Here is a 26,435-nt window from a genome sequence, read left to right as displayed (position 1 = left end):
CCGCGTCACCGGTCCGGCGCCCGCCGTACGGCCCCGGCGGGGCCGCCGCATCGGCTCGGAGCCCGGCCCCACCGCCCCGGCTGCCCGGAACCCGGGCCGCACCGGCCCGGACGTCCACAGCGGGCATGCCCGCGGCTTATGCCGCTCCGTCGCTCCCGCTGTCGCGGCCGGGCCGCTGCATCACCTCGGCGGCCAGCCGTACGGCCCCCCCACCACCGACGCCCCGACCGGCGCCGCAGCCGCCCCGCCCCCTACGGGGCCGGATCCTGGGGCGGGGGTGTCTTCGCGCCCGGCAGCCGCACCGTCGCCACCGTGCCGCCGCCTTCCGCGCGGCCCAGTGCCACCGTGCCGCCCGCCTCCTGGACGGTGCGGGCGACGATGGACAGGCCCAGACCCGAGCCCGGGAGGGCCCGTGCGCCGGGGGAACGCCAGAAGCGGTCGAAGACGTGGGGGAGTTCGTCCTCGGGTACGCCGGGTCCGTGGTCGCGGACGGTGAGGACGCCCCCGGACAGCCGCACCTCCACCGAGCCGCCGTCGGGGCTGAACTTCACCGCGTTGTCGAGGATGTTGACCACAGCGCGTTCCAGCGCCGCCGGTTCCGCGCGGACGTACCAGGGTTCCAGCGACGCCGTGATCGTCAGTTCCGGGCCGCGCAGGCGGGCGCGGCGCAGGGCCGCCTCCACCGTCTCCTCCAGGGAGACGACCTGGACGCGTTCGCCGCGCTGGCCCTGGGAGCGGGACAGTTCCTGGAGGTCGCCGATCAGCGAGGCCAGCTCGGTCATCTGCGCCTTCACCGAGGCGAGCAGCGCCCTGCGGTCCGCGGGCGGGATCGGGCGGCCCGTCTCCTCGCTGCGGGTGAGCAGTTCGATGTTGGTGCGCAGCGACGTCAGGGGCGTGCGCAGCTCGTGGCCGGCGTCGGCGATCAGCTGCTGCTGCAGGTCGCGAGAACTGGCCAGGGCAGTCGTCATCGAGTTGAAGGAGCGGGACAGGCGGGCCACCTCGTCCTCGCTGTCGTCGTCGACCGGGATGCGGATGCTCAGGTCCTCGGTGCGGGCCACGTGCTCGACGGCCTCGGTGAGCCTGTCGACGGGCCGCAGGCCCGCGCGGGCCACGGCGAGGCCGGCCGCGCCTGCGCCGATGACGCCGATGCCGGAGAGGACGAGCAGCAGCAGTGCGAGCTCGTTGAGGGTGGCCTGGGTGCTGCGCAGCGGCACGGCGATGAGCAGGGCGGCGTTCTGCGCGGCGTAGCGGCCGGCGGCGCCGTCGACGACGAGTGCCGTGGTCAGCACGCGGACGGGATGGCCGTCGGTGTCGGTGCCGTTGCGGATCCGTTCGTGCTCCCGGTCCGGGTGCTGGGCCACGGTCTTGTCGCTCTCGGTGACCTGAACCGTGCCGTTGGCCCCGGGGAAGACGCAGACGGTCCCGTTGGCCTGCACGATCTGGGAGTAGCCGCGGACCCGGGGGCCGAACCGCGAGGCCGGGGGCGACTGCGAGCAGTTGCCGATGGCCTCCAGGAACAGGGCCTGCTGCACCGGGCGGGCCGCCGCCGAGTGCAGATCGCTGTCGAGCTCGCCGTACAGCTTGCCCTTCACGATGAACCAGCAGGTCACCGACACCGCTGCTACGGCGAACGCGACGGCCGCGGCGACCAGCAGGGCGAGCCGCGAGCGGATCGGGAGGGTCCGGAACCGGCGGACGACCCTGTTCACTCGGCCCCGCCCTGTCGCAGGACGTACCCGACGCCTCGCACGGTGTGCACCAGCCGCGGCTCGCCGCCCGCCTCGGTCTTGCGCCGCAGGTACATGACGTACACGTCCAGGGAGTTGGAGCTCGGCTCGAAGTCGAAGCCCCACACGGCCTTCAGGATCTGCTCGCGGGTGAGCACCTGGCGCGGGTGCGCCATGAACATCTCCAGCAGGGTGAACTCGGTGCGCGTCAGCTCCACCGGTCGGCCGCCCCGCGTGACCTCGCGGGTGGCGAGGTCCATGCGCAGGTCGTCGAAGGTGAGGGCGTCGTCGTCCTGGGCCACTGCCGCCTGGGCCGCGGCGTAGGAGCTGCGCCGCAGCAGCGCACGGATGCGGGCGAACAGCTCGTCCAGCTCGAACGGCTTGACCAGGTAGTCGTCGGCTCCGGCGTCCAGGCCGGTCACCCGGTCGCCGACGGTGTCGCGGGCCGTCAGCATCAGGATCGGGGTCGTGTCCCCGGCGCCGCGGATGCGGCGGGCCGCGGTCAGGCCGTCCATGCGGGGCATCTGGATGTCGAGGACGACCAGGTCGGGCCGGTACGCCGACGCCTTCGCCAGCGCGTCGGCGCCGTCGACGGCGACCTCCGTGTCGTACCCCTCGAAGGCGAGGCTGCGCTGGAGTGCTTCGCGCACCGCGGGCTCGTCGTCGACGATCAGGATGCGCTGGATGTCACGGTCGCCTTCGGCGGGGCTCATCGGTGGCGGTTCCTCGGGGTGCGGTGGGGTGGTCGGGGGCCGTTCTCAGCCTCGCATGCCGACGGTGCGCCCGGCGAAGGCCCGGGTGTGGCGCCGTGGGACGTCGGGGCGTCAGCCGCGGACCGCCGTCGGTCGCTTCAGCGGCACCTTGCGGCGGTGCGTCCGGGCCGCCGCGGCGGAGCGCAGTGCCGCCGGGACGAAGCCCGCGATCTCGGTGGGGCGTGGCTGCGCGGCCGGTGCGGTGGGCGGGGCCGGCGCCGTCGGGGCCGCGGATGCCGCGGGGGACGTGGACCCGGCTGACCCGGTGGGTGTGTGCAGGTCGCGGGCCACCTTCAGGGCCAGGGTGATGCCGGCCGGGTCGGTGCCGGGCACGGTGTGCGAAACCTGCTTGATCACGGGAGCCTCCTTCAGCTCTATGAGTCCGGGGCGCGTGGATCCGTCCTGCGGGTCCGGCTCCACGGGGTCCTTCTTTACGGGGTCCGGCTCCATGAGACCGGGGTGCACGGGTTCGGGGTGCACGGGTCAGGCCCTACGGGGCCGCCTCGGGGGCGGGCTCCACGGGGCCGGCTCCGGTGCCCGACCGGATCCACGAGTCCGACGGCGCGGATCCGGCTCTGGCCGTGGCGCGCTGCTCGTCGCCCGCTGCTCGTCACGCGTCGCTCGTTCAGCTCTGCGAGCCCGAGCGCAGTGCGGCCAGGTCCGCCTTGACGGTGTCGACCGGGATGGCGAAGCCGAGGCCCACACTGCCGGCGTCCGAGGAGGAGGAGCCCGCGCCGGCCGAGTACATCGCCGAGTTGATGCCGATGATGCGGCCGTTCATGTCGATCAGGGCGCCGCCGGAGTTGCCCGGGTTCAGGGACGCGTCGGTCTGGATCGCCTTGTACGTCGTCGTGGAGGAGCCGGTGTCGCCGTTGAACTGCCGACCGCCGAACTCGAACGGCCAGCGTCCGTCGCCGCCGCCCTGCCGCCCCGGGTTCTCGTCGGTCGAGACGGTCACGTCCCGGTCGAGTGCCGAGACGATGCCGCTGGTCACGGTTCCGGTCAGGCCTTCCGGGGAGCCGATCGCCACGACCGTGTCGCCGACCTGCACGTTGGCGGAGTCGCCGAGCGTCGCGGCCTTCAGGCCCGAGGCGCCCTGCAGCTTGATCAGCGCGAGGTCCTTCTTGCTGTCGGTGCCGAGGACGTCGGCGGTGTACTGCTTGCCGTCGCTGGTGGAGACCTTGATCTGCGATGCGCCGGAGACGACGTGGTGGTTGGTGAGGACCTCGCCGTCGGACGTGATGACCACACCGGAACCGGTGGAGGAGCCGTTGGACAGGGCGGCGTTGACCTCGACGATGCTCGGGGAGACCGCTGCGGCGATCGCCGCGATGTCGCCCTTCTTGCTGGAGGGCACGACGTTGGTGGCGGTGGCGCTCGCGCTGGTGTCGCCCTTGCTGCCGGTGAGCTCCTGGATGCCGTAGGCCGTGCCGCCGCCGATCGCCGCGGCCACGATCGCCACGGCGGCCAGCAGACCGACCGGACCGCGGGTGCGCCGCGTGCGGGAGGAGCGGGCGGCGGGTTCCGTCAGGAGCGCGCCGGGGGCGGTCGCGGGAGCCTCGGGCTCACCGGCCTGGGCCGCCGGCCGGTACGGCGGCGGGGGCGGCCACTCGGGGTCGACGGGCGAGGAGCCCTGCTGCCAGGCGCTCGGGTGGGGCTGCTGGACACCCTGGTAGGGGGAGTCGTGGTCGCCGCTGCGGCGGAAGCTGTCGGACATGTGACAGAGCTTCGTCACCGACCATGAGAGCTTCCTGAGTCCTGCCTGAGAAGCCCGGCAGAACCTCGTATGCCCGATATAAAGTCCGTCCTCGGTCGCCCGTGCGAGCTCTCGGACGCCTCTCAGAATGCGCCCCGGGCAAGCCCGGAACGAACCCGAAGCGCCGGCTGGGGCGGTCCCCGGAGCGGCAACCGGAGCGGCATGGGGAGCCGCTGCCGAAGCGGCCTCGGAACGGCCGGTACGGGACCCGCCGGGACCGCCTGGAAGGCCCCGGGAACCGGGAAGGGCTCCCGGACGCAGTTCCGGAGGAGTTCCCGGGCAGGTCCCCGAAGAGCCCCCGAAGAGCCCCCGAAGAGCCCCCGAAAAGCCCCCGCGCAAGGCGTGCGGTCGGCTCCGGGACGAGCGCCGTCGGGCCCTGTCGCGGGTCTCACCCGCAGCCGCAGGACCCCCGCACCACCAGCCGCGACGGGAACACCTTCAGCCGCTCGCGCCGTGATCCGGCCACCCTCAGCCCGTCGTCGAGGACGAGGTCGACCGCGGCCCGGGCCATCGCCGACCGGTCCGAGGCGACCGTCGTCAGCGGCGGGTCCGCCAGCGCCGCCTCCTTGATGTCGTCGAAGCCGGCCACCGCCAGCTCCCCCGGCACGTCGATGCGCAGCTCACGGGCGGCCCGGAGCAGGCCGAGCGCCTGGTCGTCGGTGGAGCAGAAGACGGCGGGCGGCCGGTTCGGGCCGGAGAGGATCTCCAGGGCGATCCGGTAGGCGTCGTAGCGGTTGTACGGGGCCTCGAACAGCCGGCCCTCGGTGGATATGCCCGCCTCGTCCATGGCGCGCCGCCAGCCCTCGACGTGGTCGGAGACCGGGTCGCCGACCGCCGGGGTCTCGGCGGTGCCGCCCACACAGGCCACGTACTCGTGACCGTGCTCCAGCAGGTGCCGTACCGCGAGCTGGGCGCCGCCGAGGTCGTCGGTGACCACCGCGACGTCGTCGATGGCCTCGGGCCGCTCGTGCAGCAGCACGACGCGGGCGTCCCAGGCCTCGATCTCGGCGGCGGCGAGGTCGTTCAGCGCGTGGGAGACGAGGATCAGGCCGGAGACCCGCATGCCCAGGAAGGCGCGCAGGTAGTGCACCTCGCGTTCGCCCACGTAGTCGGTGTTGCCGACCAGCACCATCTTTCCGCGCTCGGCGGCCGCCCACTCGACGGCGTGCGCCATCTCCCCGAAGAAGGGCTGGCGGGCGTCGGGGATGATCAGGCCTATGAGGTCGGTGCGCCGCGAGGCCATCGCCTGCGCGACCCGGTCGGGCCGGTACCCCAGTTCCTTGATCGCGGCGAGGACACGCTCGCGCGTGGCCGGGGCGACCGGCCGGGGTCCGTTGTTGATGACATAGCTGACCACGGCGGTGGAAGTACCCGCCAGTCGCGCCACATCGTCCCTAGTCACCTTGGCCACGCGCGGAGTCTACGCGGAGAGACCCGCCGTGGGCAGGGCGTATCAGAGCTTGGATGAGGGGCGGAGTGTGCGGAAGCAACGCCCCCGCACACCCGCCGCGCCCTCGATGAGAGCGCTTCCTAGGCTTCTGCGGTCACCTCGGCGGCACCCACGGACGCCTTGTTGTCCTTTTCCTCCACCTTTGCCCGCTCCGCCTTGGCCTTGGCCTCCTCGGCGGCGCGCTCCACCTTTTCAGGAGTAACGAATCGATAACCCACGTTCCGCACGGTTCCGATCAGCGACTCGTGCTCGGGGCCGAGCTTGGCGCGCAGCCGTCGTACGTGCACGTCGACGGTGCGGGTGCCGCCGAAGTAGTCGTAGCCCCAGACCTCCTGGAGCAGCTGGGCGCGGGTGAAGACCCGGCCGGGGTGCTGGGCCAGGTACTTCAGGAGCTCGAACTCCTTGAAGGTGAGGTCCAGCACGCGGCCCTTGAGCTTGGCCGAGTAGGTCGCCTCGTCCACCGACAGGTCGCCGTTGCGGATCTCCATCGGGGAGTCGTCGTTGACGATCTGCTGCCGGCCCATGGCCAGCCGCAGACGGGCTTCCACCTCGGCGGGACCCGCGGTGTCGAGCAGGACGTCGTCGATGCCCCAGTCGGCGGTGACGGCGGCGAGGCCTCCCTCGGTGACGATGAGGACGAGCGGACAGCCGGGTCCCGTGGAGCGCAGCAGCTGGCACAGGCTGCGCACCTGGGGCAGGTCGCGGCGGCCGTCGATCAGGATGACGTCGGCACCGGGGGTGTCGACGAGGGCGGGGCCCTCCGCCGGGGCGACCCGCACGTTGTGCAGCAGCAGGCCGAGAGCGGGGAGCACCTCCGTCGACGGCTGGAGGGCGTTGGTCAGGAGCAGCAGAGAACTCATCAGTCTGGTTCCTCCTCGGTCCCTGCGAGGACGTTGTTCGGCACAGCACCTGCTCTGCGATCCCGGGGCCCCGTACACCCGCGGTCACCTGAGGTTTCCCGCTTCGTATACAACGCTTCCGAAAGCACAAAAGGACCCGGGGGCCACGATGCCCGGATCCTCTGCCCAGCAGAATAGCCCACATGAGCTCAGGTCCGGCAGGTCATGTGGCGCGTTCCACCGTTCGTCCGAGGGGTGAGACGGGCGGGCGGAGCCCCGTCCGCACGTTTCTGCGCACGGCCGACGGCGTGACGATCGACGCCGTGTACGACCCGGGAGCGACCGCGGACGACGCCGCGGCGTCACCTGGAAGTGGCCCGGCGTTCGTGATCGCCCACGGGTTCACCGGCGACGCGGACCGGCCGCACGTACGCCGCATCGCGGCGGCGTTCGCGCGTCACGGTGCTGTGGTCACGTTCTCGTTCCGCGGTCACGGGGCGTCCGGCGGCCGGTCCACCGTGGGCGACCGCGAGGTGCTCGACCTGGCCGCAGCCGTCGCCTGGGCGCGCGGACTCGGGCACACGCGCGTGGTCACCGTCGGCTTCTCCATGGGCGGTTCCGTGGTGCTGCGGCACGCCGCGCTGTACGGCACCGGCGCCGGGCGGGAGCACGCGGCGCGCACGGACGCCGTCGTCTCCGTCAGTGCGCCCGCCCGCTGGTACTACCGGGGCACGGCCCCCATGCGCCGCCTCCACTGGCTGGTGACCCGGCCGGCGGGCCGGCTGGTGGGCCGCTACGGTTTCCGCACCCGCATCCACCCCCGGCAGTGGGCACCCGTCCCGCTCTCCCCGGTGGAGGCGGCGCGCCGGATCGCTCCGGCACCGCTCCTGGTCGTCCACGGCGACCGGGACGGCTACTTCCCCGTGGACCATCCGCGCATGCTGGCCGAGGCCGCGGGCGACCACGGAGAACTGTGGCTGGAGGCGGGCATGGGGCACGCCGAGCACGCGACCGGCGACGAGCTGCTGGGGCGTATCGCGCGCTGGGCCGCCGTACGGGGCGGCTAGCCTGACGGTGTTCACTGCCGAACCGACGTGAGGGACGAGATGGCAAAGGTCACGGTGCGCTACTGGGCCGCCGCCAAGGCCGCGGCCGGGGTCGCCGAGGAGCCGCACGACGCGGACACCCTCGCCGACGCGCTGGACGCGGCGCGGGCGCAGCACCCCGGCGAACTCGTGCGGGTGCTCCAGCGCTGCTCCTTCCTCGTCGACGGCGATCCCGTGGGCACGCGCGGGCACGAGACGGTACGGCTGACCGAGGGCGGCACGGTCGAGGTGCTCCCGCCCTTCGCAGGAGGGTGACCCACCGATGACCGACCGGCCGTACCAGGAGCAGCCGCATCAGCGGCCGTACCGGCAAGAGCATCAGCCGTATCAGCCGCAGCACCAGCCGAACGAGGGCCACGACCCGTACGCGCAGCAGCAGGGGTGGTCCCCGCAAGGGGAGTCCCCGCAGGAGGAGTGGGGCCGGCAGCAGGCGTGGCCCCAGCAGGGGCAGTGGCCGCAGCAGCAGGGGTGGGCCCAGCAGCCGCAGGCGCAGCCCGGCGACGATCCCCGGCAGCACACCCAGCAGTGGCAGGGGCAGACCTGGGAGACCCAGCTGCAGCAGCCGGTCGCCGCGCCCGAGGCGACGCAGACGGCGTATCTGCCGCCGCAGAACCCTGACGCCCCGCCGCAGCACGCCTACGCGCCCGCGTACCCCGCGCCCGGCGAGCCGCAGGCGCAGCACCGGGCCCCGCAGCGGCAGGCCCAGCCGTTGCCGGAGGAGCAGCAGCCGCGGCAGCCGCAGGCACCCGCCGGCGCCGTCGCCGGTGCGGCGTCCGGGCCCGCCTACGGCCCCGCCACGCTCTCCGGCAACACCCGCGTCACGGACGCCCAGCGGGCCCGTCTGGAGGGGCGTTCACCGATCATCGAGCCCGGCATGCAGCCCGCGGCACTCACCGCGCTGCTCGGCCTGCTGCTGTCGGGGGCCGCGGCGATCGGGTCGTACGCGCTGCTCGTCCCGCTGGTGGCGCTGCAGGCGGTCACGGCGGCGGGCTGGTTCCGGCTGAACGGCATGTGGCCGGCCCGGCAGGGCATCGCGCTGGCCTTCCTCGGTGCGCTGGCCGCCGACGCGGCGGTGTCTGCCGCGGGGCGCGAGCACGGGCCCGCCGCGATCCTCGGCACGCTCGGCGTCTGGGTGCTGCTCTGCCTCGTCCTCCAGCTGCGCTCGCACGCGGACCCGGACGAGCGCATGTACGGCCTCATGGCGACCGTCGTCTCGGCCGCCCTGGCGATCATCGCCACCGGATACCTCGCCGCCCCGCCGGAGGCTGTGTCGGTGGGCGCTCTCGCGGTCGCCGCCGCCGTGCTCGCGCGGGCGCTTCCGCTGGCCACCCCCGCCTCCGTCGTGGTCGCCCTGCTGGCCGCCACCGGCGCGGGCATCGCCGTCGGCGGGGCGACCGGCATGGGCACGGGAGGCGCGCTGCTCGGCGCGAGCGCCGCGGTGTGCGCGCTGATCGGGCACCGGGTGGCGAGCTTCGACTACCCCTCCCGTTTCGTGCACGTCACGGCGGGCGTGGCCCTGCCGCTGTCGGCGGCGGCGCCGGTGGTGTACGTGCTGGGCCGGGCGCTCGGGTAGGCGCTGCCGCCTCTGTCACAGCTGATCGACAAACCCGCGGAACGCTCCCCGCAGGGCGTTACCGTGGGTGGTCGTCGACCGTCGTCCGGGGGGCTGCACCACACATGCGCGCACTGCGAACACTGCTGATCGTCGTCGTGGTCCTCGGGGGCCTGTTCGTGCTGGCGGACCGGCTGGCCGTGCACTTCGCCGAGGGCGAGGCCGCCGACAAGCTGAGAAGCAGCGAGAACCTGGCCTCCACGCCGGACGTGTCGATCAAGGGCTTCCCCTTCCTCACCCAGCTGGCCGGCGGCTCGCTGGACGAGGTCGAGGTCGGCATCAAGGACTACCGGGCGGACACGGGCACGAACGGCCGCAGCATCCGCATCGACGACCTCGACGCCACCATGAAGGGCGTCGAGTTCTCCGGTGACTACAGCTCCGCCACGGCCGACTCCGCGAACGGCACCGCCTCGATCGGCTACGCCGAGCTGCTGAAGGCCGCCAGGACCGAGCCGAGGCAGGTGGGCCCGGCGACCGCCGAGGTGATCGGCCTGTCCGACGGCGGCAACGGCAAGATCAAGGTCAAGGTGAAGGTCTCCGCCCTGGGACTCGAGCGCACGGCGTACGTGCTGTCCTCCGTCACGGCCGAGGGCGACACGGTCCGCGTCCACGCCGACACCCTCCCCAGCTTCGGCGGTCTGCGCTTCGCGGAGAGCCAGGTCCGCTCGATCACCGACTTCGAGCAGCCGATCGAGAACCTCCCGGGCGGTATCAGGCTGGACAGGGTCGAGGCGGGGCCGGACGGGGTGCGGATCGGGGTGAAGGGCTCCCACGTCCGTCTGGCCGGGTAGGCCCGGCCCGACGGGCGAAGGCGCAGGTCGGACAGGCTGCGTCCAGTGGGTGAGACGCCGCTGTCCGCACCGTAGATGTGGCGCCGGAGGGACGTGTCCCGGACCCCCCTCGGGGTGTCTCGGGTGCATCACTTTTTCCAGAATGCGGACGATCGCGTCTCGCTATATGACACGCCGGTGACATGTCCGCCTGTCCCTCCCTACGATCGACGGCATGAAGCGACAGGCGGATCTCACGAAGCGGCGGGCAGTGGACCTGTGCCGCGTTGCCGCCATGCTCTGTCGCCCGTTCTGACCGGAAGGCATCGCCTTCCGTTTCCCGCGCCCTGTCCCAGGGCATTCGTGCGTTGCTCCGTCCTGAGCGCGCACCCCTCTCACTTTGCACACCCCCGCCGCGACTGCCCCGGAGGAGAACGAGCATGAGCCGCAGCGACGTCCTGGTCGACGCCGACTGGCTGCAGGAGCACCTGGACGACTCGACGATCGCCATCGTCGAGGTCGACGAGGACACCTCCGCCTACGAGAAGAACCACATCAAGAACGCGATCCGCATCGACTGGACCCAGGACCTCCAGGACCCGGTCCGCCGTGACTTCGTCGACCAGGAGGGCTTCGAGAAGCTCCTGTCCGACAAGGGCATCGCCAACGACCACACGGTGATCCTCTACGGCGGCAACAACAACTGGTTCGCCTCCTACGCGTACTGGTACTTCAAGCTCTACGGCCACGAGAACGTCAAGCTCCTCGACGGTGGCCGCAAGAAGTGGGAGCTCGACGCCCGCGAGCTCGTCGCCGGCGACGAGGTGCCCGAGCGTCCGAGGACGACGTACACGGCCAAGCCGCAGGACGCCTCGATCCGCGCCTTCCGCGACGACGTCGTGGCCGCCATCGGCTCGCACAACCTGGTCGACGTGCGCTCGCCCGACGAGTTCTCCGGCAAGCTGCTCGCCCCGGCCCACCTGCCGCAGGAGCAGTCCCAGCGCCCGGGCCACGTCCCGACCGCCCGCAACATCCCGTGGTCGAAGAACGCCAACGACGACGGCACGTTCAAGTCGGACGAGGACCTCAAGGCCCTCTACGCCGACGAGAAGGTCGACCTGGCCAAGGACACCATCGCCTACTGCCGCATCGGTGAGCGCTCCGCGCTGACCTGGTTCGTCCTGCACGAGCTGCTCGGCGTGGAGAACGTCAAGAACTACGACGGCTCCTGGACCGAGTACGGCTCCCTCGTCGGCGTGCCGATCGAGCTCGGCGCCGACAAGTAACCCGACCGATCGACCTTCTGGTCCAACACCCCTCTGGAGAAAGACATGTGCGGAGCGAAGGCCGGCGGCCCCGACGCCTCGACGATCAAGCCCGGTGAGACCACCATCCAGGGCCAGGTGACCCGCGACGGCGAGCCGGTGCAGGGTTACGTGCGCCTGCTCGACTCGACCGGCGAGTTCACCGCGGAGGTCCCGACCTCTGCCACCGGCCAGTTCCGTTTCTACGCGGCCGAGGGCACCTGGACCGTCCGCGCCCTCGTCCCCGGCGCCACCGCCGACCGCACGGTCGTCGCCCAGCAGGGTGGCCTGGCGGAGGTCGCGATCGCGGTCTGACGCGGGCCCCGAGCGGCACGCCACGAGTGGCCGGAGGGCCGCACCCCACGGGTTGGACGCCTGGGGTGCGGCCCTCCGGCGCGTCCGGCCCGTCCGCCGTACTCTGGAGCCATGTACGCCCGGCGCAGGCACGTGTATTTCGCCATGATGGGCATCTGCATCGCGCTGTTCGTCCTGGCGTGGGGCGTCGTGCGCATCTGGTCGGTGGCCGCCGCGGTCGTCATGTGCCTCGTGGCCATGGTGATCCCGCCGCTCGCCGCGATCGTCGCCAACCGGCGCGGCCCGGAGGACCGCTGGTGGGACGAACCCTCCGGGGACCCGCAGTCCGACGAGTGGTGGGACGAACTGGACGGCAAGAAGAAGCCCCGGTAGGGCGCCGCCCGCCCGCTCAGTAGACGAGTGCCTGCGTGTCGTCCGCGACCGCCTCCTGCACGAACACCTGCGCCCCGGCGATCCGCACCCCCTCGATCACGTCCTTCTCCGTGATCTCCCGGCGGGCCGCGCACTGGGTGCACAGAGTGACACGGCCGCCGGCGAGCAGGGAGTCGAGGAGATCGGGCAGGGGAGCGGCGTGCGGCAGTTCGAACTCCGCCGCGCGTCCGGGCAATGCGAACCAGGCCGACTCCCCGGTCAGCCACAGCGACACGTCCACCCCGCTGGCCACGGCCACGGCCGCCACCGTGAAGGCCTGCGAACAGCGCTCGGGGGCATCGGCCCCCGCGGTCACCTTGATCACGAGCTTCTTCGCCATGGCCGAATCGTAGTTAATTGCTTTACAACCCTTCGTGTTACCCGTGAGTCTCCTGTGGAGCGCGTGATTCGGAATCCGCGCTTCACGTCTGTGGGGGGACGTTGTGAACGAGTCATTCCATGAACCGGCGAAGAGACCGGAAGAGGCCGCGAAGGCACCGGAGGAACCCGCGAACGCGGTGAGGGAGCCCGAGCGGGCGCCGGTGGAGCCGCCGAACGCGGTGGCGGAGTCCGCGCAGGCACCGGACGAGCCCGCGCAGGGATCCACGAGTCCCCCGGACGCGGACCGGGGTTCTGCAGAGACGCCCGCCGAGCCCGCCGTGGCACCTGCCCGGCCCGCCGACCTGCCTGCGGCGCCCGCGGAGGCGCCCGCGGCTCCCGGGCAGGGGCCTGCCGCGCGTCGGCCCCGCCGCCGCGGCCGCACGGTCCTGCTGATCGGTGCCGCCGCCGTGCTCGGCCTGGTGGCCGGCACCTGCACCGGCTACCTCGTGCAGGCCGACCGCGAGCCGACCCGGCTGCCGCCGCTGTCCCAGCCGCTGCTCCGGCAGTCCGGCGGGAAGGCGCCGGCACCGCTGTCGGCCGCACAGGACCGGAAGGTCAGGACCGACGGCGACCTGCGCACGCTGCTGCTGAAGAAGCCGCGCGGGGCGAAGGACGTCGACTGGCTGCCGGGCTCCGACGGCTGGATCGACCTGGCCGATCACGCCGAGCAGTACAAGAAGCCGGCCGAGATGTTCGGGGAACTCGTCGGGCGCGAGTACCGGCGCGGGGCCGTCACCGGCTGGAACGCCGGCGGCAACCGGACGGTCGAGATCGAGCTGATCCAGTACCGGCAGCAGGAGAGCACCGCCGCCGCCGACATGAACGCCTCCGGCCAGTACTGGGCGGAGCACGAGGACCACATCGACAGCTGGCCGATCCCGGGCACCGGCAGCGGGACGGCGTACGTCCGCACCCGGCCCGACACCAAGCCCGGTTACCTGCCGCTGTACTCCGCGAGGGCGTTCGCGTACCGAGGGGACATCGTCATGGAGATCTGGGTCCACGACACCGAGCCGCTGCACAAGGCGGACATCCTGGACCTGGCCGAGCGGCAGATGGAGCGGCTGTGAACGACATGCGGAACGAGCAGCCGGTCCACGGCGACCCGTCCGCCGACGATCCGGCACCCGACGGGGCGGCGCCCACCGGGGCGGCCGCCGACGACACGGCTGCCACCGACGCGGCGCCCAGCGGGGCCGAAGCGGGCACCGGGCTCGGGACCGGGGGCGGGGCGAGCCCTTCGGCCGGGACCGAAAGCGAAACCGACGGCGAGGCCGAGGCCGAGACCGGCCGACCCGTCCCGGCGCCCGCCCGGCGGCGGTTCCGGCCCGGCCGTGTCGCCGCGGTCGTCGGCGCGCTGGCGCTGGCCGGGGCGGTCGTCGCCGGCGTGGGCTTCACCGTCGTGACCGTGCGTGACGCCGACCGGGACCCGGGCGCCCCGATCTGGAAGTTCCCGAAGGCCGGGAGCGCCGGGGACGACAAGGGCGGTGAGCACGCGGCGGCGTCCGCACGCGGACTCGGCGGGATGCTCGTGCCGTACGACGTCGACGGCTGGACCCGGGGCCCCGATCTCGGGGAGTACGGCTTTGACGCGGAGCTGACCGGCGCCCAGGCCGCCGCCCTGCGCAAGGAGTCGCTGCGGGACCTGCCCCGGACCCAGCGCAAGCGGCTGGAGAAGGAGATCGACAAGCAGCACATCAAGGGCATGGCGATGCGCAGCTACCTCAGCGCGGAGGGCCGCTCCGGCAGCGAGAACGAGGGGACGTACGAGGTGAGCGTCGTGCTGGCCCAGATGGACCGGGCCGCCGTCCGGGACGTCGTGACCTTCCAGAACGACGTCTTCGACGCCCTGGACGTGTTCCGCGAGGGACCCCGGATCAAGGGGCACGAGAAGGATGCCAAGTGCTTCCTGCCGCCCAAGGACACCGAGGAGGAGCTGGACACGATGTTCTGCTCCGCCCACATCGGGAACGTCCTCGTCACCGTGACCGCAGACGCCGCCAAACCGCTCGACACGCAAGGGGTCGCGGCGTTCGTGCGCGAGCAGCTCGACCGTATCTCGGAGCCCGGGGAGGCCGTGTGAGCGACCAGCCGACCATCGAGCAGCAGGGCGCACGCGCACCGCAGGCGGTGGAGGAGGAGCAGCAGTCCCCGCAGGACGCACGGCAGCCGCAGCCCGCCGCGGCCCCGCAGGACCCGCGACCTCCGCAGCAGCCGGAGGCGGCCCCGGACGCACCGCGGGAGCCGACCGCCGTGCGCGACGGCGCGGCGGCCGACGTGCCGCCCGGGCCTCCCGCCGCTGAGAAGGACCGCCGTGTCCTGCGCGCCTTCCTGCGCTGGACCGCTGCGGTCGTCGTCTTCGCGGCGGTGGGCGCCGGCACGGCGTACGGCATCACGCGCATGGAGCGCACCGAGGTACCCGGACTGGCGACGCAGCCGGACGGGCGCTGGGAGTACCCGGAGCTGACGAAGCCGCCGCTGCCCGCCGGCAGCCCCGGCCCGCTCGCCCCGGACAACGCGTCCGGCGCCCACTACGCCGACCTGCGCGCCCTCGTGCTGCCGGCGCCCGCGGGCGCCACGCAGGACACCGCCCTGCGGGGCAAGGACGGCTGGCTGGCCACGAAGGACTTCCTGGCGGAGTACGCGGACGAGGAGGAGCGGCAGGAGTTCTCGGACCGCCTCCTCGACGACGGCCTGCGGCACATCGCCGCCCGCGGCTGGACCACGCCCGACGGCACGAGGACCCGGATCTACCTGCTCCGGTTCGGGACCGCCGCCGTCGTGGACGGCATCATGGCGGACGACATGGTCCCCTACGGGACGCCCGCCTACCGCCTGCGCGGCACCGAGTACTCCGACTACGACGACGGCTTCCCGCAGGCGTCCGAGGTCAAGGGCGTCCAGCGCACCACGTACGCCGAGTCCGAGCCGTACGGCGACGAGATGGTGCGCCACGCCTACCTGGCGGCCGGGGACACCCTGGCGCTGGTGGTGCAGTCCCACAAGGGCGGCACCGTGGCGGAGGTCCCGTTCCGGCAGACGGTCGTCCTGCAGAGCCAGCTGCTCGGCTGACGGCGGAGGCGCGCCCCCGGGACGACCCCGAGGGCGTACCTCGCCGGGAGGGCCGGACCCCGGACGCGTAAGCTGGGGCCCGGCCTCGTGTACGCACCGCACCACCGCTCACCGCTAGGAGCACCCTGTGGAGATCTTCTTCGAAACCCTGCTGGCCCTGGTCTGCGTCGGCGTCCTCGCCTTCGCCGGGCTGACCGTGAAGAAGCTGTACCAGGGCCAGCGCTGACCCCTCTCTAGGAACCGCCGCTGATGATCGAGATCCCGTCCGACCTCCACAAGGACCTCGTCCCCCTCGCCTTCCTGCTCGGTAGCTGGGCAGGCGCGGGTGTGCACGACTTCCCCGGCTCCGAGAAGTGCAACTTCGGGCAGGAGGTCACCTTCACGCACGACGGCAGGGACTTCCTCGAGTACCACTCGCACACGTGGGTGCTCGACGAGAACGGCAACAAGGTGCGCCCCCTGGAGTCCGAGTCCGGCTTCTGGCGGATCGACGCCGACCGCAGGGTCGAGGTCACCATGACCCGCGACGACGGCACGGTCGAGATCTGGTACGGCGAGCTCGCCCACAAGAAGCCGCAGATCGACCTGGCCACCGACGCCGTCGCCCGCACCGTCGCCTCCAGCCCCTACAGCGGCGGCAAGCGGCTGTACGGCTACGTCAAGAGCGACCTGATGTGGGTCGGTGAGAAGCAGACCCCCGAGGTCGAGCTGCGCCCCTACATGTCGGCCCACCTGAAGAAGGTCGTCTCCCCGGAGGAGGTCGAGCGCTGGGCGAAGGCCCTGCCGGACGACCTCCCGGACGGGATCACCTTCTTCCAGTAGGCCCGCTGGAGGCCGCTTCCTGCCACGTGGCCGCGGAGCGACTGGTCCTAGACTTGGCGGTGTGGTGAGCACCGACTGGAAGACGGACCTGCGGCAGCGCGGCTACCGGCTGACCCCGCAGCGGCAACTCGTGCTCGAAGCCGTGGACGCCCTTGAGCACGCGACCCCCGACGACATCCTCGGCGAAGTGAGGAAGACGGCGTCGGGGGTCAACATCTCCACCGTCTACCGGACGCTGGAGCTGCTGGAGGAGCTGGGCCTGGTCAGCCACGCCCACCTGGGGCACGGGGCGCCGACCTACCACCTCGCCGACCGGCACCACCACATCCACCTGGTCTGCCGCGACTGCACCAACGTGATCGAGGCCGATGTGTCGGTCGCCGCCGAGTTCACCGCGAAGCTGCGCGAGCAGTTCGGCTTCGACACCGACATGAAGCACTTCGCGATCTTCGGCAGGTGCCAGAACTGCACCCTCAAGGGTTCAAGTACCACGTCGTAGGCTTGGACCCATGAAGAGCCCCCTGCTGTCCCTGCCCGGCGCCGTCCCCGCCGACGGCGCGGACGAAGGCGTCGCCGCCCACTACGGCGACCTGTTCCGCGAACAGCGCGCCCTCGCCGACGGCACCGGTTTCGTCGACCTCTCGCACCGCGGGGTCGTCACGGTCTCCGGTGAGGACCGGCTGGCCTGGCTGCACCTGCTGCTCACCCAGCACGTCAGCGACCTGCCCGCGGGCCGGGCCACGGAAGCGCTGATCCTGTCCGCGAACGGTCACATCGAGCACGCCCTGTACCTCGTCGACGACGGCGAGACGGTCTGGGCGCACGTCGAACCCGGCACCCAGGACGCGCTGATCGCCTACCTGGAGTCGATGAGGTTCTTCTACCGGGTCGAGGTCGCCGACCGCACCGCCGAGTACGCGGTCGTCCATCTGCCCGCCGGCTCCATCGCCTCGGTGCCCGGGGGCGTCGTCGTACGGGAGACGCCGTACGGCCGCGACCTGTTCCTGCCGCGCGCCGACCTGGAGGCCTACGCCGGGCAGGCGGGTCCGCCCGCCGGCATCCTCGCCCACGAGGCGCTGCGCGTGGAGCAGCACCGCCCGCGCCTCGGCTTCGAGACCGACCACCGCACCATCCCGCACGAGCTGGGCTGGATCGGCACGGCGGTGCATCTGCAGAAGGGCTGCTACCGCGGGCAGGAGACGGTCGCCCGGGTGCAGAACCTGGGCCGGCCGCCGCGTCGGCTGGTCTTCCTCCACCTCGACGGCAGCGAGGTCCACCTGCCGGCGCCGGGAACCGAGATCCGGCCGGCCGGCGAGGGCCCCGACGGCCGCAAGGTCGGCTTCGTGACGACGTCCGTGCGCCATCACGAACTCGGCCCGGTCGCCCTGGCCCTGGTCAAGCGGAACGTCCCCCTGGACGCCCCGCTCCTGGCCGGCACGACCGCCGCCGCGCAGGAAGTGGTCGTGGAGCCGTAGGGGCGCCGGCTCAGACCTCCAGCAGGACCGTGAACGGGCCGTCGTTCGCCAGCGAGACCCGCATCTTCGCGCCGAACCGGCCCGTCTCCACGGTCGCGCCCAGGGCGCGCAGCCGGGCGACCACCTCGTCCACCAGCGGCTCGGCGACGTCGCCGGGGGCGGCGGCGTTCCAGGTGGGGCGGCGGCCCTTGCGGGCGTCGCCGTAGAGCGTGAACTGGCTGATCACCAGCAGCGGGGCCGAGACGTCGCTGCACGACCGCTCGTCGGCCAGCATGCGGATCGACCAGAGCTTGCGGGCGAGCTGGGCCGCCTTCTCCCTGGTGTCCTCGTGCGTCACCCCGACGAGGACGCACAGGCCCTCGCCCTTGATCTCCCCGACGGTCTCGCCGTCCACGACGACGCTCGCGCCGTCCACCCTCTGCACCACTGCACGCATACGACCATCATGCCGGGCGACCGGACCGCGCCCGTAACGAGCCATTTTTCGGCGCCTAACCGCCCATGTGCGGCCGTTCGGGGGCACTCGGTCACATAGCGGCCACTTGGGGTGGCACGATGCTGCCCAGCACCGGTCGAGGGGACGGTAGAGGCACATGAGCACATCGAGTACCGGGCAGCCCCCTGGGGCTGTCCAGCTGACCCGTGCGGGGCACCGGGCAGCCGACCTCCGGCCGCCCGCGCAGCGCACCGACAGCCCACCTCTGCCCGCGGGGCTGCCCGAGCGCGACCTGGCCGCCCTGAGCCTGCACGAGCTGCGGACCGTGCGCCGGGACGCCCGGCGCGACGAGGCCGACCTCAGCTACGTACGGCGGCTCCTCCAGGGGCGGATCGACATCCTGCGGGCCGAACTCGCGCGGCGCGGCCCGACGGCCGTGGTGGCCGTCGGTGAGGCGGCCGCGGCGACCGCCGCCCCGGCGGGCCCCACCGCCAAGGTGCCCCGCGCACGCTCGGGAGGTGCGGAGGGCTCCGCGGGCCCGTCGGGCGCGGCACGGTCCGGGGGCGCCCCGGTCTCCGCGGGGGCCCCGGGTTCCGGGAGGCCGGCCGGTGCCGTGGGCTCGGTCGTGGAGTGGCTGCCGGGCGTCCTCGCCGACGCCCCGGCCCGGCACCGCTCCTCCGCCCGGCACGTCACGCTGAGCACCCCGCACGGTGAGGAGTACCGGCGGCTGGCGGCCGAGATGCTGTCCGACGTCGAACTGTCCGACCTGGCCGCCCGGACCGACCCGGAGCTGAGCGAGGCGATGGGCCGCCTCGTCCGGTACGAGCGGCACGTCTCCCGGCGCCGGCAGCGGATGCAGCGGACCGCGGACGACTGCTCCGCGGAGATCGGGCGCCGTTACCGCGAGGGGGAGGCACAGGTCGACGACCTGCTGGTGTGACCCGGCGGGCCCGTCGACGTCCGTACCGTGCGGGCCCGCGGCCGGCCCGGTGCCCGCGCAACGGCCTCTTCCGCCCGCCCGGGGGAACGCCACGGCGGTGGGCCCCGGGCGGCCCGGCCGGTCCCGGGGGGCGCCGGTTCCGACGGGGGCCGGCGCGCCCCGACCGCCGGGCACGTCACCGCCGGACGCGCTGCACCGCCGGCCGTGTGCGCACCGCACCACGCCTCCCGGCGAAGCAACCGCACGCCCCGGCGACGCGACCGGCCTCCGGCCCGAGGGCACACCCCGCCCGGCCACGATGCGACCGCCCGCGCCCACGGACGGGGTACTCGCCCGCCGCAGCCTCCCGCCGGGCTCCTCCACAGGCCTGTGGAGGAGCCCGGCGGGCACGGCGACCTCGCCGCACGAGAAATCCGCGCGACGCCGCCGCCCCCGCATGCCTACCGTGCCCTCATGAGCCACCCCGTCCCGCACGACATCGACGTCCGCCCGATCGCCGAGGACGAGTTCGCCGACTGGCAGCGCGCACTGAACACCGGATTCCTGCTGGAGCCGACCCTCCCCCCGGAGATCCTGGAGGTCCGCCGGAGGAACCTCGCGTCGGGCAGGCTGCTCGGCGCGTTCGACCGCGGACGATGCGTGGCGACGTTCCGCTCGTTCCCCCAGGAGGTGACCGCCGTCGGCGGCACGCCGGTGGCCGCCGACGCGATCACGAGCGTCACCGTCACCCCCACGCACCGCCGCCGCGGCCTGCTCACCCGGATGATGGGCAGCGACCTGACGGCGGCCAGGGAGCGCGGCGACGTCGTCGCGTCGCTGATCGCCGCCGAGTACCCGATCTACGGCCGGTTCGGCTTCGGCCCGGCGACCACGACGAACGAGTGGACGATCGACGTGCCGCGCGCCGGCTTCGGCCCGCGCGGGCCGGCGATGCCGGAGGACGGCGGCCGGGTCGACCTCGTGGACGCCGAGGACGTCCGCAAGCTCGGCCCGGAGCTGCACGAGCGGTTGCGCCGCGGCCAGCCCGGTGCGGTGAGCCGGGACGAGCTGTGGTGGCAGGTGAACACCGGCGCCGTGCGCTTCCACGCCGATCGGTGGAGGGAGCCCTGCTACGGCGTGTACCGCTCGGCCGACGGCGAGGTCGAGGGGATGGTGGCGTACCGGTGCGACGACACCTGGGGCGACGCCAAGCAGCCGCTGAACACGGCGACGGTGCTCGGGTTGATGACCGTGACACCGGCCGCCGAACGCGCCCTGTGGTACTACCTGTGCTCCATCGACTGGGTGGTGCGGGTCAAGAGCGGCTGGCGCTCCCCGGACGACGTGCTGCCGCTGCTCCTGCCGGACCCGCGGGCGGCGCGGCTCACCACGCAGGCCGACTGGCTGTGGCTGCGGCTGCTGGACGTCGCACGGGCGATGGAGGCCCGCAGCTACCCGTCTGCGGGCGAGCTGGTGCTGGAGGTGGCGGACGCCGCGGGGCTCGCCGGCGGGCGCTATCTGCTGGACGTCGCGCCGGACGGGGCGTCCTGCACGCCGACCTCCCGCAGCGCCGATCTGACGCTCGACGTGAGCGATCTGGCGCGGCTGTGGCTCGGCGACGAGTCGGCCGAACGGCTGGCCGTTCTGGGCCGGGTGCGGGAAGAACGAGCGGGCGCCGTCCGGGTGGCCGACGCCCTGCTGCGTACGTCCAGGCGACCATGGTGCCCGGACATGTTCTGAGGTGCTCCTTCCGCCGGTGACGGGGTCCGCTGCCCGCTGCCGGTCCGTAGCAGGCCGGGCAGCGGGCTGTTGGGTTGTCGTTGTGGTCGTAGTGGTTCCGGCCGACCGGGCTCCCGGCTCCCCTCCGGAAGGGAGCCCCGTCAGCCGGACTGGGCCAGCAGCATCACGAGGACGACCGCGCCGACGCCGCCGATCATGGCGTTCTTCGCCTTCACACCGATGGTCAGGGCCACGAGGGCGACGATGCCCAACGGGCCGAACCTCCACTGGACGAGTTGCTCGAATCCGACGGCCAGGGCGGCGAGGGCGATGGCGACGAGTGGCATGGCGGTCCCCCTTCGGTTGAGTCGGCAGCCAACCTTTCGGAATCTCGACCATGTTGTCGAAGTTGGCGACCAACTTCACAGTGGTTATCTCCGCTTGGAAGCGGCTCATAACCACCTTTCACAGAACTGCCGCAAGATGGCGGGAAGTTGTACCGTTTGGCTGTGGACCCGGAACACGCCTCCGCCAATGGACGGAACCGGCCCCAGAGGCCACGGCGGTCACAGCCGACCCATCGCGAGGTCGCCGACGAACTGCGCGCCCGGATCCTCTCGGGGCGCCTGCGGCCCGGCCAGCGCATGCCCACGCAGGCCAGGCTGGCCGAAGAGTTCGGGGTGGAGCGCGGCGCCGTGCGCCAGGCGCTGCGCATCCTGCAGTCCGAGCACCTGCTGAGCGACGTTTCCAAGGGTGCCCCCGCCGTCGTCGCCCGCGAAGCGGGCGCGGGCAGGATGCCCGCCGGCCCCGGCGTCCCGCCGCAGCCGACGACCGTGGCTCTGGCCCCGCGCATCGCCGAGGCCTTCGCGGCCCCGCACGTCGAGATCGACGCCCTGTGCCTGACAGCGGTCTCCCTCACCCTGGCGATCGGCGAACCGCTGCGCCGCATCCACGCCGGGGAACGGAAACCGGCCAAGGTCGACGTCAGGGTCCTGCTGCCGTCGCGGGACATCGAACTCGCCTTCCCGGCGCCGGTGGACCCCGGGGCCGACGGGCGGCTCCACAGACGCTGGCTGGCGCAGCGCAACGCCCAGGGCCAGGTGCTGCGGCACAACCTGCTGGCGCTGCGCTCCTCGCACGGCATCGACGTGCGGGTCACCTTCCGCGCGTTGCCGTTCACCCCGCCGGTGAAGCTGTACCTGCTCAACGGCACCGAGGCGCTGTTCGCCTACTACACGCTGCGGCAGCACCGGACGGAGATCGACCAGGAGGAGCTCCGGCTGTACGACGCGGAGGGCACCCGGTCGATGCTCTTCGCCTTCGCGCGGGGCCCGGTGCTGCGGGACGCCAGGTTCGTGGAGCAGGCGGGGCTGTGGTTCGACGGGCTGTGGGAGACGATCAGCTCGGACCTGCAGCTGTCGTGACCGGCCGGGCCCGGCTAGAGCGCGGGGCCGGTGACCAGCAGCGCGAGGACGACCGCCCCCAGAGAGCTGACGGCGGGGCTCTTGGCCTTCAGGCCGATGGTGAGGAGCAGCAGTCCGACGATGCCCATCGGGCCGTACTTCCATCGGACGGCCTGTTCGAAGGTGACGACGAGGACGGCGGAGAGGAGGGCGAGGGCAGGCATGTGGGTTTCCCCCTTCAGTCGGTGGATCTTCCTCCTTCTGGTTGCCAACTTGGCTGAGTTGGCAACCAACTCGGAATATCTCTAACGAGGTTGTCCCCACTTGGCCGCATCTCATAAACAGGTTTCAAACAACTCCCTGGAGATAGGTCAGAGTTGTAGCGTTTGGTCGTGACTCAGGAGAACGTGGCAGTGAACGGCAGCACCCGGCGCACGCCCCAGGAGATCGCCGACATCCTGCGCGAACGCATCCGCGTCGGCGAACTCAAGGCCGGCGACCGCCTGCCCACCCAGGCCGAGTTGGCGGGTGAGTTCGGTGTCGAGCGCGGCACCGTCCGCCAAGCCCTGCGCGCCCTCCAGGAGGACGGTCTGCTGACCAACATCAGCAAGGGCAGCCCGCCGCGTATCGCGGAGCCGACGCCGGCCGGCGAGCAGCCGCAGTCGACGCTGGTGGGCCTGGCGCCGCGGCTGACCGAGGCGTTCGCCGCCCGGCGGGTCACGATCGACGCCGTCTGCCTGACGGCGGAGTCGCTCATGATCGGCCTGGGGGAGCCCATGCGCCTGATCCACCAGGGCACACTCCGGCCGGAGTCCGTCGAGGCCCGCATCCTGCTGCCCTCGCGGGACATCTCCCTGGCCTTCCCCACCCCCGTGCAGGGCGACGACGACGCCGTCCACCGGCGCTGGCTGCAGATGCGCAACGCGCACGGCCAGGTGCTGCGGCACAACCTGCTGGCGCTGCGCTCCTCGCACGGCATCGACGTGCGGGTCACCTTCCGCGCGTTGCCGTTCACCCCGCCGGTGAAGCTGTACCTGCTCAACGGCACCGAGGCACTGTTCGCGTACTACATGATCGGGCGGCGCAGCGAGTACGTCGACCCCGGGACGGCCGCCACGGGGGCGACGACGGAGCTGTACGACGTGCTCGGTGCCGAGTCCCTGCTCTTCCCGTTCGCCCAGGACGCCGGCCGGGACGCACGGTTCGTCGAGGAGTCCCAGAAGTGGTTCGACGCCCTGTGGGAAACCATCACCACAGACCTGAACCTCGGCTGACCGGTGCACCGGACGGCCGCCGACACCACGACCGTCCCGGTGACGAACCAGGAGAACGCCGTGAACGGCAGCACCCGACACTCGCCCCAGGAGATCGCCGACGCCCTGCGCGCCCGCATCCGCGCCGGTGAGCTCAAGAAGGGCGACCGTCTGCCCACCCAGGCCGAGCTGGCGGGTGAGTTCGGTGTCGAGCGCGGCGCCGTCCGCCAGGCCCTGCGCGCCCTTCAGCAGGACGGACTGCTCACCCACGTCACCAAGGGCAGCCCGCCCCGGGTGGCCGACCTCCCGGCGCAGCGGCAGCCGGGCCAGGACGCCCGGGTGGTGCTGACCTCGTACCTGGAGGAGGCGTTCCAGGAGTCGGCGGTGCGGATCGACGCGGTGTGCTTCACGGCCGAGACCCTCATGTGGGCGCTGATCGACATGCACCGGATGGTCGCGGCCGGGAAGGTGCGCCCCGCGTCGGTCGAGGTGCGCTGCCTGCTGCCGGGCCCGGACGCCCTGCTGCTCTATCCCACGCCCGTGTCCCGGACCGACCTGACCGACCGGGTCCAGCAGGCACTCAGGGACCAGATCAGGAGCCAGAAGGCGGTCATCGAGGTCCAGATCCGCAGCCTCCGGCGCGATCACGGCATCGACGCCGTCGCGGACTTCCGGCCGCTGCCGTGCTCGCCGACGGTGAAGCAGTACGTGCTCAACGGCAGGCTGGGCCTGGAGGGCCGGTACACCAGCGCCCGGTACACGCGCGATCTGCCCGGCGAGGGACCGGTCGAGATCTTCGACGCCCACGGCACGGAGTCGCCCCTGTTCGAGTTCCGTCTGGAGGAGGGCGGACGGGGCGCGCAGTGCGTGCAGGACATGAGGAGACACCTGGACTCCCTCTGGGATTTGATGGCTCCCCGGCAGACACTCGCCTGGTGACTGCTGAGACGGGACGGGCCCACCGGGTGACCCGCGAGTCCGAGGGCCTTCGGGCACTGGTCGCGGGCGCTCGGCATGTGCTGTTCGACTTCGACGGGCCGATCTGCCTGCTGTTCCACGGGTGCCCGGCCGATCGGATCGCCGCGGAGCAGGTGGAGTGGCTGGACGAGCGGGGGCTCGGCTGGGTGCTCACCGACTCCGAACGCCGCAGCGAGGACCCGCACGGCGTGCTGAGCTCGATCGCGGAGCGCCACCCGGGCAGCGACCTCGTCGCCGAACTAGAGGAGCAGCTCACCCGACACGAGTTGAGGGCGGCCCGGCGGGCCCGTCCCACGGCGCACGCCGACGTCCTGATCCGCACCTGGGTGGCGGTGGGGGTGCAACTGGCGATCGTGACCAACAACTCGGCCCGGACGGTGTCCTCGTATCTGCGCGGACGCGGTCTGCTGCGCTGCTTCGACCCGCACATCTACGGCCGTACCCGGGACCTGAGCCTGCTCAAGCCGCACCCGAGAACCCTGAACACGGCGCTGACCGCCCTGGGCGCCGCGCCCGAGACCTCGCTGATGATCGGTGACAGCCTCTCCGACCACACCGCGGCCGTCCGCGCCGGCGTGCCGTTCGTCGGCTACGCGCGCCACGACGCGACGGCGGAACAGATGCAAAGGGCGGGTGTGCCCGAGCACAGCATCACGCGTTCCCTGGAGCCGCTCCTGGAAGCCGTGCGGCGATCCTGAGTCGCCACACCGGTCAGGCCACGAGGTTCAGCAGGACGAAGGCCAGGACGAGCGTGACGCCTGGCTTCGCCTTGACCAATCTCAGGCCAATTGACAGGGACAGCAGGGCGACCGGCGCGAGCAGGCCGTATCTCTGTTGCGCCCCTTGCTCCACGCAGGTCATCGCGATGCCCGCCAGTAACTCCCACCACTCCGACGCCTTCATGGTTCCCCCCGATGTCACCGGCCGATCGGACCAATTGATCTGGTCTTCCTGACTCATCTGTTCCCGGTCGGACAGATCGGTTAACTCGGCAGGCCTATTGGGGCGGTACCGCGACCCGACCCGGTGTCGCCCCGTCAGGAAAGCGGTAGGTTCGGGGTGTGACTTCATCGGGCAGCGGTGAGAGCGGCGGTCGGACCTTCAGCCGCGTGTACGACGCCATCCTGGGCCGGATCGCCGAGGGCCGTTATCCGGTCGGCGGCGTCCTGCCCACGCGCAGCGAACTGTCCGGAGAGCTGAACTGCTCCAAGGACACCCTGCAGCGGGTGATGGACAAGTTGGCCGTGGAGAAGTACATCCGCTCCCGGCAGGGCAGCAAGACCGTGGTGCTGCGGCGGCCGTCGTGGGCGTCCGGCGGCCCCCAGGAGCGCCCGCAGCTGTACAGCTTCCTGCACGAGCTGTTCGTCGGCCGCGAGCACGTCACCCTCGACGTCAGTGCCTTGACCGGGGAGTCGTTCGTCGGTCTGTTCAAGGCACAGGTGGGGCGGGTGCAGTACGGGGAGTTCCGCCCGCGGACGGTGCGCGTGCGGATCCTGCTGCCCGACGAGAGGGCGCCGCTGTACTACCCGCGCTCGCTGGACCCGGACGACGACAGCGGCCTCGGGGGATGGCGGGAGCGGGTGGCCGAGCATGTGGACGTCCTGCGGCAGTGCCACACCGAGCTGAGCGAGTGCGGCGTGGAGTCCGCGCTGGAGGTACGCCGACTGCCGATGACACCCGGCTTCAAGCTGTACGTGCTGAACGGCTCCGACGTCCTGCTCGGGTACTACCTGCCGGTGCGCAAGCCGGTGGGCCCCAGGGGGCGTACGCCCGTCCCGGGCCTGGACGTCATGGGCGTGGGGGCGCCGCTGCACCACCACCCGGCCGACCCGGACGAGCACTCGGAGTTCGCCGCGCTGAAGCACTGGTTCGAGGCGCAGTGGGACATGCTGGGCGACCCGCTGGCCTCCGCCTGACCCGGCGACGGGCGAG

32 protein-coding genes are annotated in these 26,435 nt (G+C 72.4%); 21 read left to right on the top strand and 11 right to left on the bottom strand.

The genetic code is table 11. The annotated features are described in order from the left end of the window. Positions 1-251: 251 nt before the first annotated feature. The 6 genes from JS756_RS13615 to JS756_RS13590 form a co-directional block, all read right to left on the bottom strand. Positions 252-1,709, bottom strand: a complete 1,458-nt coding sequence (locus JS756_RS13615; protein WP_205383331.1) for a sensor histidine kinase — start codon at positions 1,707-1,709, stop codon at positions 252-254. Then, entirely contained in the window at positions 1,706-2,440 is a 735-nt protein-coding gene (locus JS756_RS13610) for a response regulator transcription factor (protein ID WP_205383330.1), read from the bottom strand. Before JS756_RS13610 ends, JS756_RS13615 begins: the two co-directional genes overlap by 4 nt. Before the next feature lie 111 nt (positions 2,441-2,551). Beyond that, positions 2,552-2,836, bottom strand: a complete 285-nt coding sequence (locus JS756_RS13605; protein ID WP_205383329.1) for a hypothetical protein — start codon at positions 2,834-2,836, stop codon at positions 2,552-2,554. A 268-nt stretch (positions 2,837-3,104) separates the two neighbouring features. Beyond that, positions 3,105-4,196, bottom strand: a complete 1,092-nt coding sequence (locus JS756_RS13600; RefSeq protein ID WP_205383328.1) for a S1C family serine protease — start codon at positions 4,194-4,196, stop codon at positions 3,105-3,107. A gap of 427 nt (positions 4,197-4,623) precedes the next feature. After that, positions 4,624-5,646 (bottom strand): LacI family DNA-binding transcriptional regulator, encoded by a 1,023-nt coding sequence (locus JS756_RS13595; protein WP_205383327.1) that lies wholly within the window; start codon positions 5,644-5,646, stop codon positions 4,624-4,626. A gap of 119 nt (positions 5,647-5,765) precedes the next feature. Further along, positions 5,766-6,545: a response regulator transcription factor gene (locus JS756_RS13590; RefSeq protein WP_205383326.1), complete on the bottom strand. Its 780-nt coding sequence runs from the start codon at positions 6,543-6,545 to the stop codon at positions 5,766-5,768. Positions 6,546-6,727: 182 nt separating this feature from the next. Here JS756_RS13590 and JS756_RS13585 point away from each other — a divergent pair, with 182 nt between their 5' ends. The 8 genes from JS756_RS13585 to JS756_RS13555 all read left to right on the top strand — a co-directional run bounded on the left by JS756_RS13585 (position 6,728) and on the right by JS756_RS13555 (position 12,006). Then, positions 6,728-7,591: an alpha/beta hydrolase gene (locus tag JS756_RS13585; RefSeq protein ID WP_205383325.1), complete on the top strand. Its 864-nt coding sequence runs from the start codon at positions 6,728-6,730 to the stop codon at positions 7,589-7,591. Positions 7,592-7,630: 39 nt separating this feature from the next. Continuing rightward, the gene (locus JS756_RS13580) at positions 7,631-7,885 is read left to right on the top strand and encodes a MoaD/ThiS family protein (protein WP_205383324.1); all 255 of its coding nucleotides are present in this window, start codon (positions 7,631-7,633) and stop codon (positions 7,883-7,885) included. A gap of 7 nt (positions 7,886-7,892) precedes the next feature. Continuing rightward, positions 7,893-9,203, top strand: coding sequence for a hypothetical protein (locus tag JS756_RS13575; protein WP_205383323.1), 1,311 nt, complete (start codon positions 7,893-7,895; stop codon positions 9,201-9,203). Positions 9,204-9,307: 104 nt separating this feature from the next. Beyond that, positions 9,308-10,036: an LmeA family phospholipid-binding protein gene (locus JS756_RS13570; RefSeq protein WP_205383322.1), complete on the top strand. Its 729-nt coding sequence runs from the start codon at positions 9,308-9,310 to the stop codon at positions 10,034-10,036. 214 nt (positions 10,037-10,250) lie between these two features. Then, positions 10,251-10,331 carry an Ms5788A family Cys-rich leader peptide gene (locus JS756_RS38050; RefSeq protein ID WP_350751515.1) on the top strand — a complete coding sequence of 27 codons (81 nt, stop codon included), beginning with the start codon at positions 10,251-10,253 and terminating at the stop codon, positions 10,329-10,331. A 124-nt stretch (positions 10,332-10,455) separates the two neighbouring features. Next, positions 10,456-11,301, top strand: coding sequence for a sulfurtransferase (locus JS756_RS13565; RefSeq protein ID WP_205383321.1), 846 nt, complete (start codon positions 10,456-10,458; stop codon positions 11,299-11,301). Between the two features lie 45 nt (positions 11,302-11,346). Next, positions 11,347-11,634 carry a DUF1416 domain-containing protein gene (locus tag JS756_RS13560; protein ID WP_187825660.1) on the top strand — a complete coding sequence of 96 codons (288 nt, stop codon included), beginning with the start codon at positions 11,347-11,349 and terminating at the stop codon, positions 11,632-11,634. A 111-nt stretch (positions 11,635-11,745) separates the two neighbouring features. Next, positions 11,746-12,006 carry a DUF3099 domain-containing protein gene (locus tag JS756_RS13555; RefSeq protein WP_205383320.1) on the top strand — a complete coding sequence of 87 codons (261 nt, stop codon included), beginning with the start codon at positions 11,746-11,748 and terminating at the stop codon, positions 12,004-12,006. A 16-nt stretch (positions 12,007-12,022) separates the two neighbouring features. On the opposite strand, the gene JS756_RS13550 is transcribed toward JS756_RS13555, so the two are convergent. Beyond that, on the bottom strand, positions 12,023-12,385 hold the full coding sequence (locus JS756_RS13550) for a DsrE family protein (protein WP_205383319.1): 363 nt from the start codon (positions 12,383-12,385) through the stop codon (positions 12,023-12,025). A gap of 178 nt (positions 12,386-12,563) precedes the next feature. Between JS756_RS13550 and JS756_RS13545 the strand changes: the two genes are divergently transcribed. The 6 genes from JS756_RS13545 (at position 12,564) to ygfZ (ending at position 17,795) form a co-directional block, all read left to right on the top strand. Then, the gene (locus JS756_RS13545) at positions 12,564-13,496 is read left to right on the top strand and encodes a hypothetical protein (RefSeq protein WP_307790590.1); all 933 of its coding nucleotides are present in this window, start codon (positions 12,564-12,566) and stop codon (positions 13,494-13,496) included. A 5-nt stretch (positions 13,497-13,501) separates the two neighbouring features. Further along, positions 13,502-14,509, top strand: coding sequence for a hypothetical protein (locus JS756_RS13540; protein WP_307790607.1), 1,008 nt, complete (start codon positions 13,502-13,504; stop codon positions 14,507-14,509). Further along, complete coding sequence (locus JS756_RS13535; protein WP_438817312.1) at positions 14,506-15,498, top strand: hypothetical protein; 993 nt, start codon at positions 14,506-14,508, stop codon at positions 15,496-15,498. The genes JS756_RS13540 and JS756_RS13535 overlap by 4 nt, the downstream gene beginning before the upstream one ends. Positions 15,499-15,747: 249 nt before the next feature. Continuing rightward, positions 15,748-16,320 (top strand): heme-binding beta-barrel domain-containing protein, encoded by a 573-nt coding sequence (locus tag JS756_RS13530; protein ID WP_205383318.1) that lies wholly within the window; start codon positions 15,748-15,750, stop codon positions 16,318-16,320. 61 nt (positions 16,321-16,381) lie between these two features. Further along, positions 16,382-16,819, top strand: a complete 438-nt coding sequence (locus tag JS756_RS13525; RefSeq protein WP_205383317.1) for a Fur family transcriptional regulator — start codon at positions 16,382-16,384, stop codon at positions 16,817-16,819. Positions 16,820-16,829: 10 nt separating this feature from the next. Further along, on the top strand, positions 16,830-17,795 hold the full coding sequence (gene ygfZ, locus JS756_RS13520; protein WP_205383316.1) for a CAF17-like 4Fe-4S cluster assembly/insertion protein YgfZ: 966 nt from the start codon (positions 16,830-16,832) through the stop codon (positions 17,793-17,795). 10 nt (positions 17,796-17,805) lie between these two features. Here ygfZ and dtd read toward each other — a convergent pair whose 3' ends face one another. After that, the gene (gene dtd / locus JS756_RS13515; RefSeq protein WP_205383315.1) at positions 17,806-18,231 is read right to left on the bottom strand and encodes a D-aminoacyl-tRNA deacylase; all 426 of its coding nucleotides are present in this window, start codon (positions 18,229-18,231) and stop codon (positions 17,806-17,808) included. Between the two features lie 157 nt (positions 18,232-18,388). On the opposite strand from dtd, the gene JS756_RS13510 reads away from it, so the two are divergent. Together JS756_RS13510 and JS756_RS13505 are read left to right on the top strand one after the other, a co-directional pair. Further along, positions 18,389-19,171, top strand: coding sequence for an RsiG family protein (locus tag JS756_RS13510; protein ID WP_205383314.1), 783 nt, complete (start codon positions 18,389-18,391; stop codon positions 19,169-19,171). Positions 19,172-19,624: 453 nt separating this feature from the next. Beyond that, positions 19,625-20,890, top strand: coding sequence for a GNAT family N-acetyltransferase (locus tag JS756_RS13505; protein ID WP_205383313.1), 1,266 nt, complete (start codon positions 19,625-19,627; stop codon positions 20,888-20,890). Between the two features lie 140 nt (positions 20,891-21,030). On the opposite strand, the gene JS756_RS13500 is transcribed toward JS756_RS13505, so the two are convergent. Further along, positions 21,031-21,216: a hypothetical protein gene (locus JS756_RS13500; protein ID WP_205383312.1), complete on the bottom strand. Its 186-nt coding sequence runs from the start codon at positions 21,214-21,216 to the stop codon at positions 21,031-21,033. A gap of 156 nt (positions 21,217-21,372) precedes the next feature. On the opposite strand from JS756_RS13500, the gene JS756_RS13495 reads away from it, so the two are divergent. Further along, positions 21,373-22,293: a winged helix-turn-helix domain-containing protein gene (locus JS756_RS13495; RefSeq protein ID WP_205383311.1), complete on the top strand. Its 921-nt coding sequence runs from the start codon at positions 21,373-21,375 to the stop codon at positions 22,291-22,293. Between the two features lie 14 nt (positions 22,294-22,307). Here the strand turns inward: JS756_RS13495 and JS756_RS13490 are convergent, their stop codons facing one another. Beyond that, the gene (locus JS756_RS13490; protein ID WP_205383310.1) at positions 22,308-22,496 is read right to left on the bottom strand and encodes a hypothetical protein; all 189 of its coding nucleotides are present in this window, start codon (positions 22,494-22,496) and stop codon (positions 22,308-22,310) included. A gap of 162 nt (positions 22,497-22,658) precedes the next feature. Between JS756_RS13490 and JS756_RS13485 the strand changes: the two genes are divergently transcribed. The 3 genes from JS756_RS13485 to JS756_RS13475 are packed head-to-tail and all read left to right on the top strand — an operon-like array spanning position 22,659 to position 25,201. Next, the gene (locus JS756_RS13485; protein ID WP_205383309.1) at positions 22,659-23,546 is read left to right on the top strand and encodes a GntR family transcriptional regulator; all 888 of its coding nucleotides are present in this window, start codon (positions 22,659-22,661) and stop codon (positions 23,544-23,546) included. 60 nt (positions 23,547-23,606) lie between these two features. Then, a complete protein-coding gene (locus tag JS756_RS13480) occupies positions 23,607-24,464 on the top strand; it encodes a winged helix-turn-helix domain-containing protein (RefSeq protein WP_205383308.1) in 858 nt (285 codons plus the stop codon). Continuing rightward, a complete protein-coding gene (locus tag JS756_RS13475) occupies positions 24,461-25,201 on the top strand; it encodes an HAD hydrolase-like protein (RefSeq protein ID WP_307790587.1) in 741 nt (246 codons plus the stop codon). Before JS756_RS13480 ends, JS756_RS13475 begins: the two co-directional genes overlap by 4 nt. A 13-nt stretch (positions 25,202-25,214) precedes the next feature. Here JS756_RS13475 and JS756_RS13470 read toward each other — a convergent pair whose 3' ends face one another. After that, a complete protein-coding gene (locus tag JS756_RS13470) occupies positions 25,215-25,463 on the bottom strand; it encodes a hypothetical protein (RefSeq protein ID WP_205383307.1) in 249 nt (82 codons plus the stop codon). A gap of 149 nt (positions 25,464-25,612) precedes the next feature. Here JS756_RS13470 and JS756_RS13465 point away from each other — a divergent pair, with 149 nt between their 5' ends. Further along, positions 25,613-26,419 (top strand): GntR family transcriptional regulator, encoded by an 807-nt coding sequence (locus tag JS756_RS13465; RefSeq protein WP_205383306.1) that lies wholly within the window; start codon positions 25,613-25,615, stop codon positions 26,417-26,419. Positions 26,420-26,435: the final 16 nt, after the last annotated feature.

This window comes from Streptomyces actuosus (genome assembly GCF_016921115.1).
GTDB classification, from domain to species: domain Bacteria; phylum Actinomycetota; class Actinomycetes; order Streptomycetales; family Streptomycetaceae; genus Streptomyces; species Streptomyces actuosus_A.
This window is presented reverse-complemented; position numbering and strand designations above follow the sequence as displayed.

Bases quoted from the DNA above. Each gene is read 5' to 3' on its own strand.
- dtd (WP_205383315.1), bottom strand. From the start codon at position 18,231: ATGCGTGCAGTGGTGCAGAGGGTGGACGGCGCGAGCGTCGTCGTGGAC.
- JS756_RS13585 (WP_205383325.1), top strand. From the start codon at position 6,728: ATGAGCTCAGGTCCGGCAGGTCATGTGGCGCGTTCCACCGTTCGTCCG.
- JS756_RS13590 (WP_205383326.1), bottom strand. From the start codon at position 6,545: ATGAGTTCTCTGCTGCTCCTGACCAACGCCCTCCAGCCGTCGACGGAG.
- JS756_RS13530 (WP_205383318.1), top strand. From the start codon at position 15,748: ATGATCGAGATCCCGTCCGACCTCCACAAGGACCTCGTCCCCCTCGCC.
- JS756_RS13610 (WP_205383330.1), bottom strand. From the start codon at position 2,440: ATGAGCCCCGCCGAAGGCGACCGTGACATCCAGCGCATCCTGATCGTC.
- JS756_RS13510 (WP_205383314.1), top strand. From the start codon at position 18,389: ATGAGCACATCGAGTACCGGGCAGCCCCCTGGGGCTGTCCAGCTGACC.
- JS756_RS13560 (WP_187825660.1), top strand. From the start codon at position 11,347: ATGTGCGGAGCGAAGGCCGGCGGCCCCGACGCCTCGACGATCAAGCCC.
- JS756_RS13500 (WP_205383312.1), bottom strand. From the start codon at position 21,216: ATGCCACTCGTCGCCATCGCCCTCGCCGCCCTGGCCGTCGGATTCGAG.
- JS756_RS13490 (WP_205383310.1), bottom strand. From the start codon at position 22,496: ATGCCTGCCCTCGCCCTCCTCTCCGCCGTCCTCGTCGTCACCTTCGAA.
- JS756_RS13575 (WP_205383323.1), top strand. From the start codon at position 7,893: ATGACCGACCGGCCGTACCAGGAGCAGCCGCATCAGCGGCCGTACCGG.
- JS756_RS13555 (WP_205383320.1), top strand. From the start codon at position 11,746: ATGTACGCCCGGCGCAGGCACGTGTATTTCGCCATGATGGGCATCTGC.
- JS756_RS13470 (WP_205383307.1), bottom strand. From the start codon at position 25,463: ATGAGTCAGGAAGACCAGATCAATTGGTCCGATCGGCCGGTGACATCG.
- JS756_RS13600 (WP_205383328.1), bottom strand. From the start codon at position 4,196: ATGTCCGACAGCTTCCGCCGCAGCGGCGACCACGACTCCCCCTACCAG.
- JS756_RS13570 (WP_205383322.1), top strand. From the start codon at position 9,308: ATGCGCGCACTGCGAACACTGCTGATCGTCGTCGTGGTCCTCGGGGGC.
- JS756_RS13580 (WP_205383324.1), top strand. From the start codon at position 7,631: ATGGCAAAGGTCACGGTGCGCTACTGGGCCGCCGCCAAGGCCGCGGCC.
- ygfZ (WP_205383316.1), top strand. From the start codon at position 16,830: ATGAAGAGCCCCCTGCTGTCCCTGCCCGGCGCCGTCCCCGCCGACGGC.
- JS756_RS13505 (WP_205383313.1), top strand. From the start codon at position 19,625: ATGAGCCACCCCGTCCCGCACGACATCGACGTCCGCCCGATCGCCGAG.
- JS756_RS13550 (WP_205383319.1), bottom strand. From the start codon at position 12,385: ATGGCGAAGAAGCTCGTGATCAAGGTGACCGCGGGGGCCGATGCCCCC.
- JS756_RS38050 (WP_350751515.1), top strand. From the start codon at position 10,251: ATGAAGCGACAGGCGGATCTCACGAAGCGGCGGGCAGTGGACCTGTGC.
- JS756_RS13540 (WP_307790607.1), top strand. From the start codon at position 13,502: ATGCGGAACGAGCAGCCGGTCCACGGCGACCCGTCCGCCGACGATCCG.
- JS756_RS13565 (WP_205383321.1), top strand. From the start codon at position 10,456: ATGAGCCGCAGCGACGTCCTGGTCGACGCCGACTGGCTGCAGGAGCAC.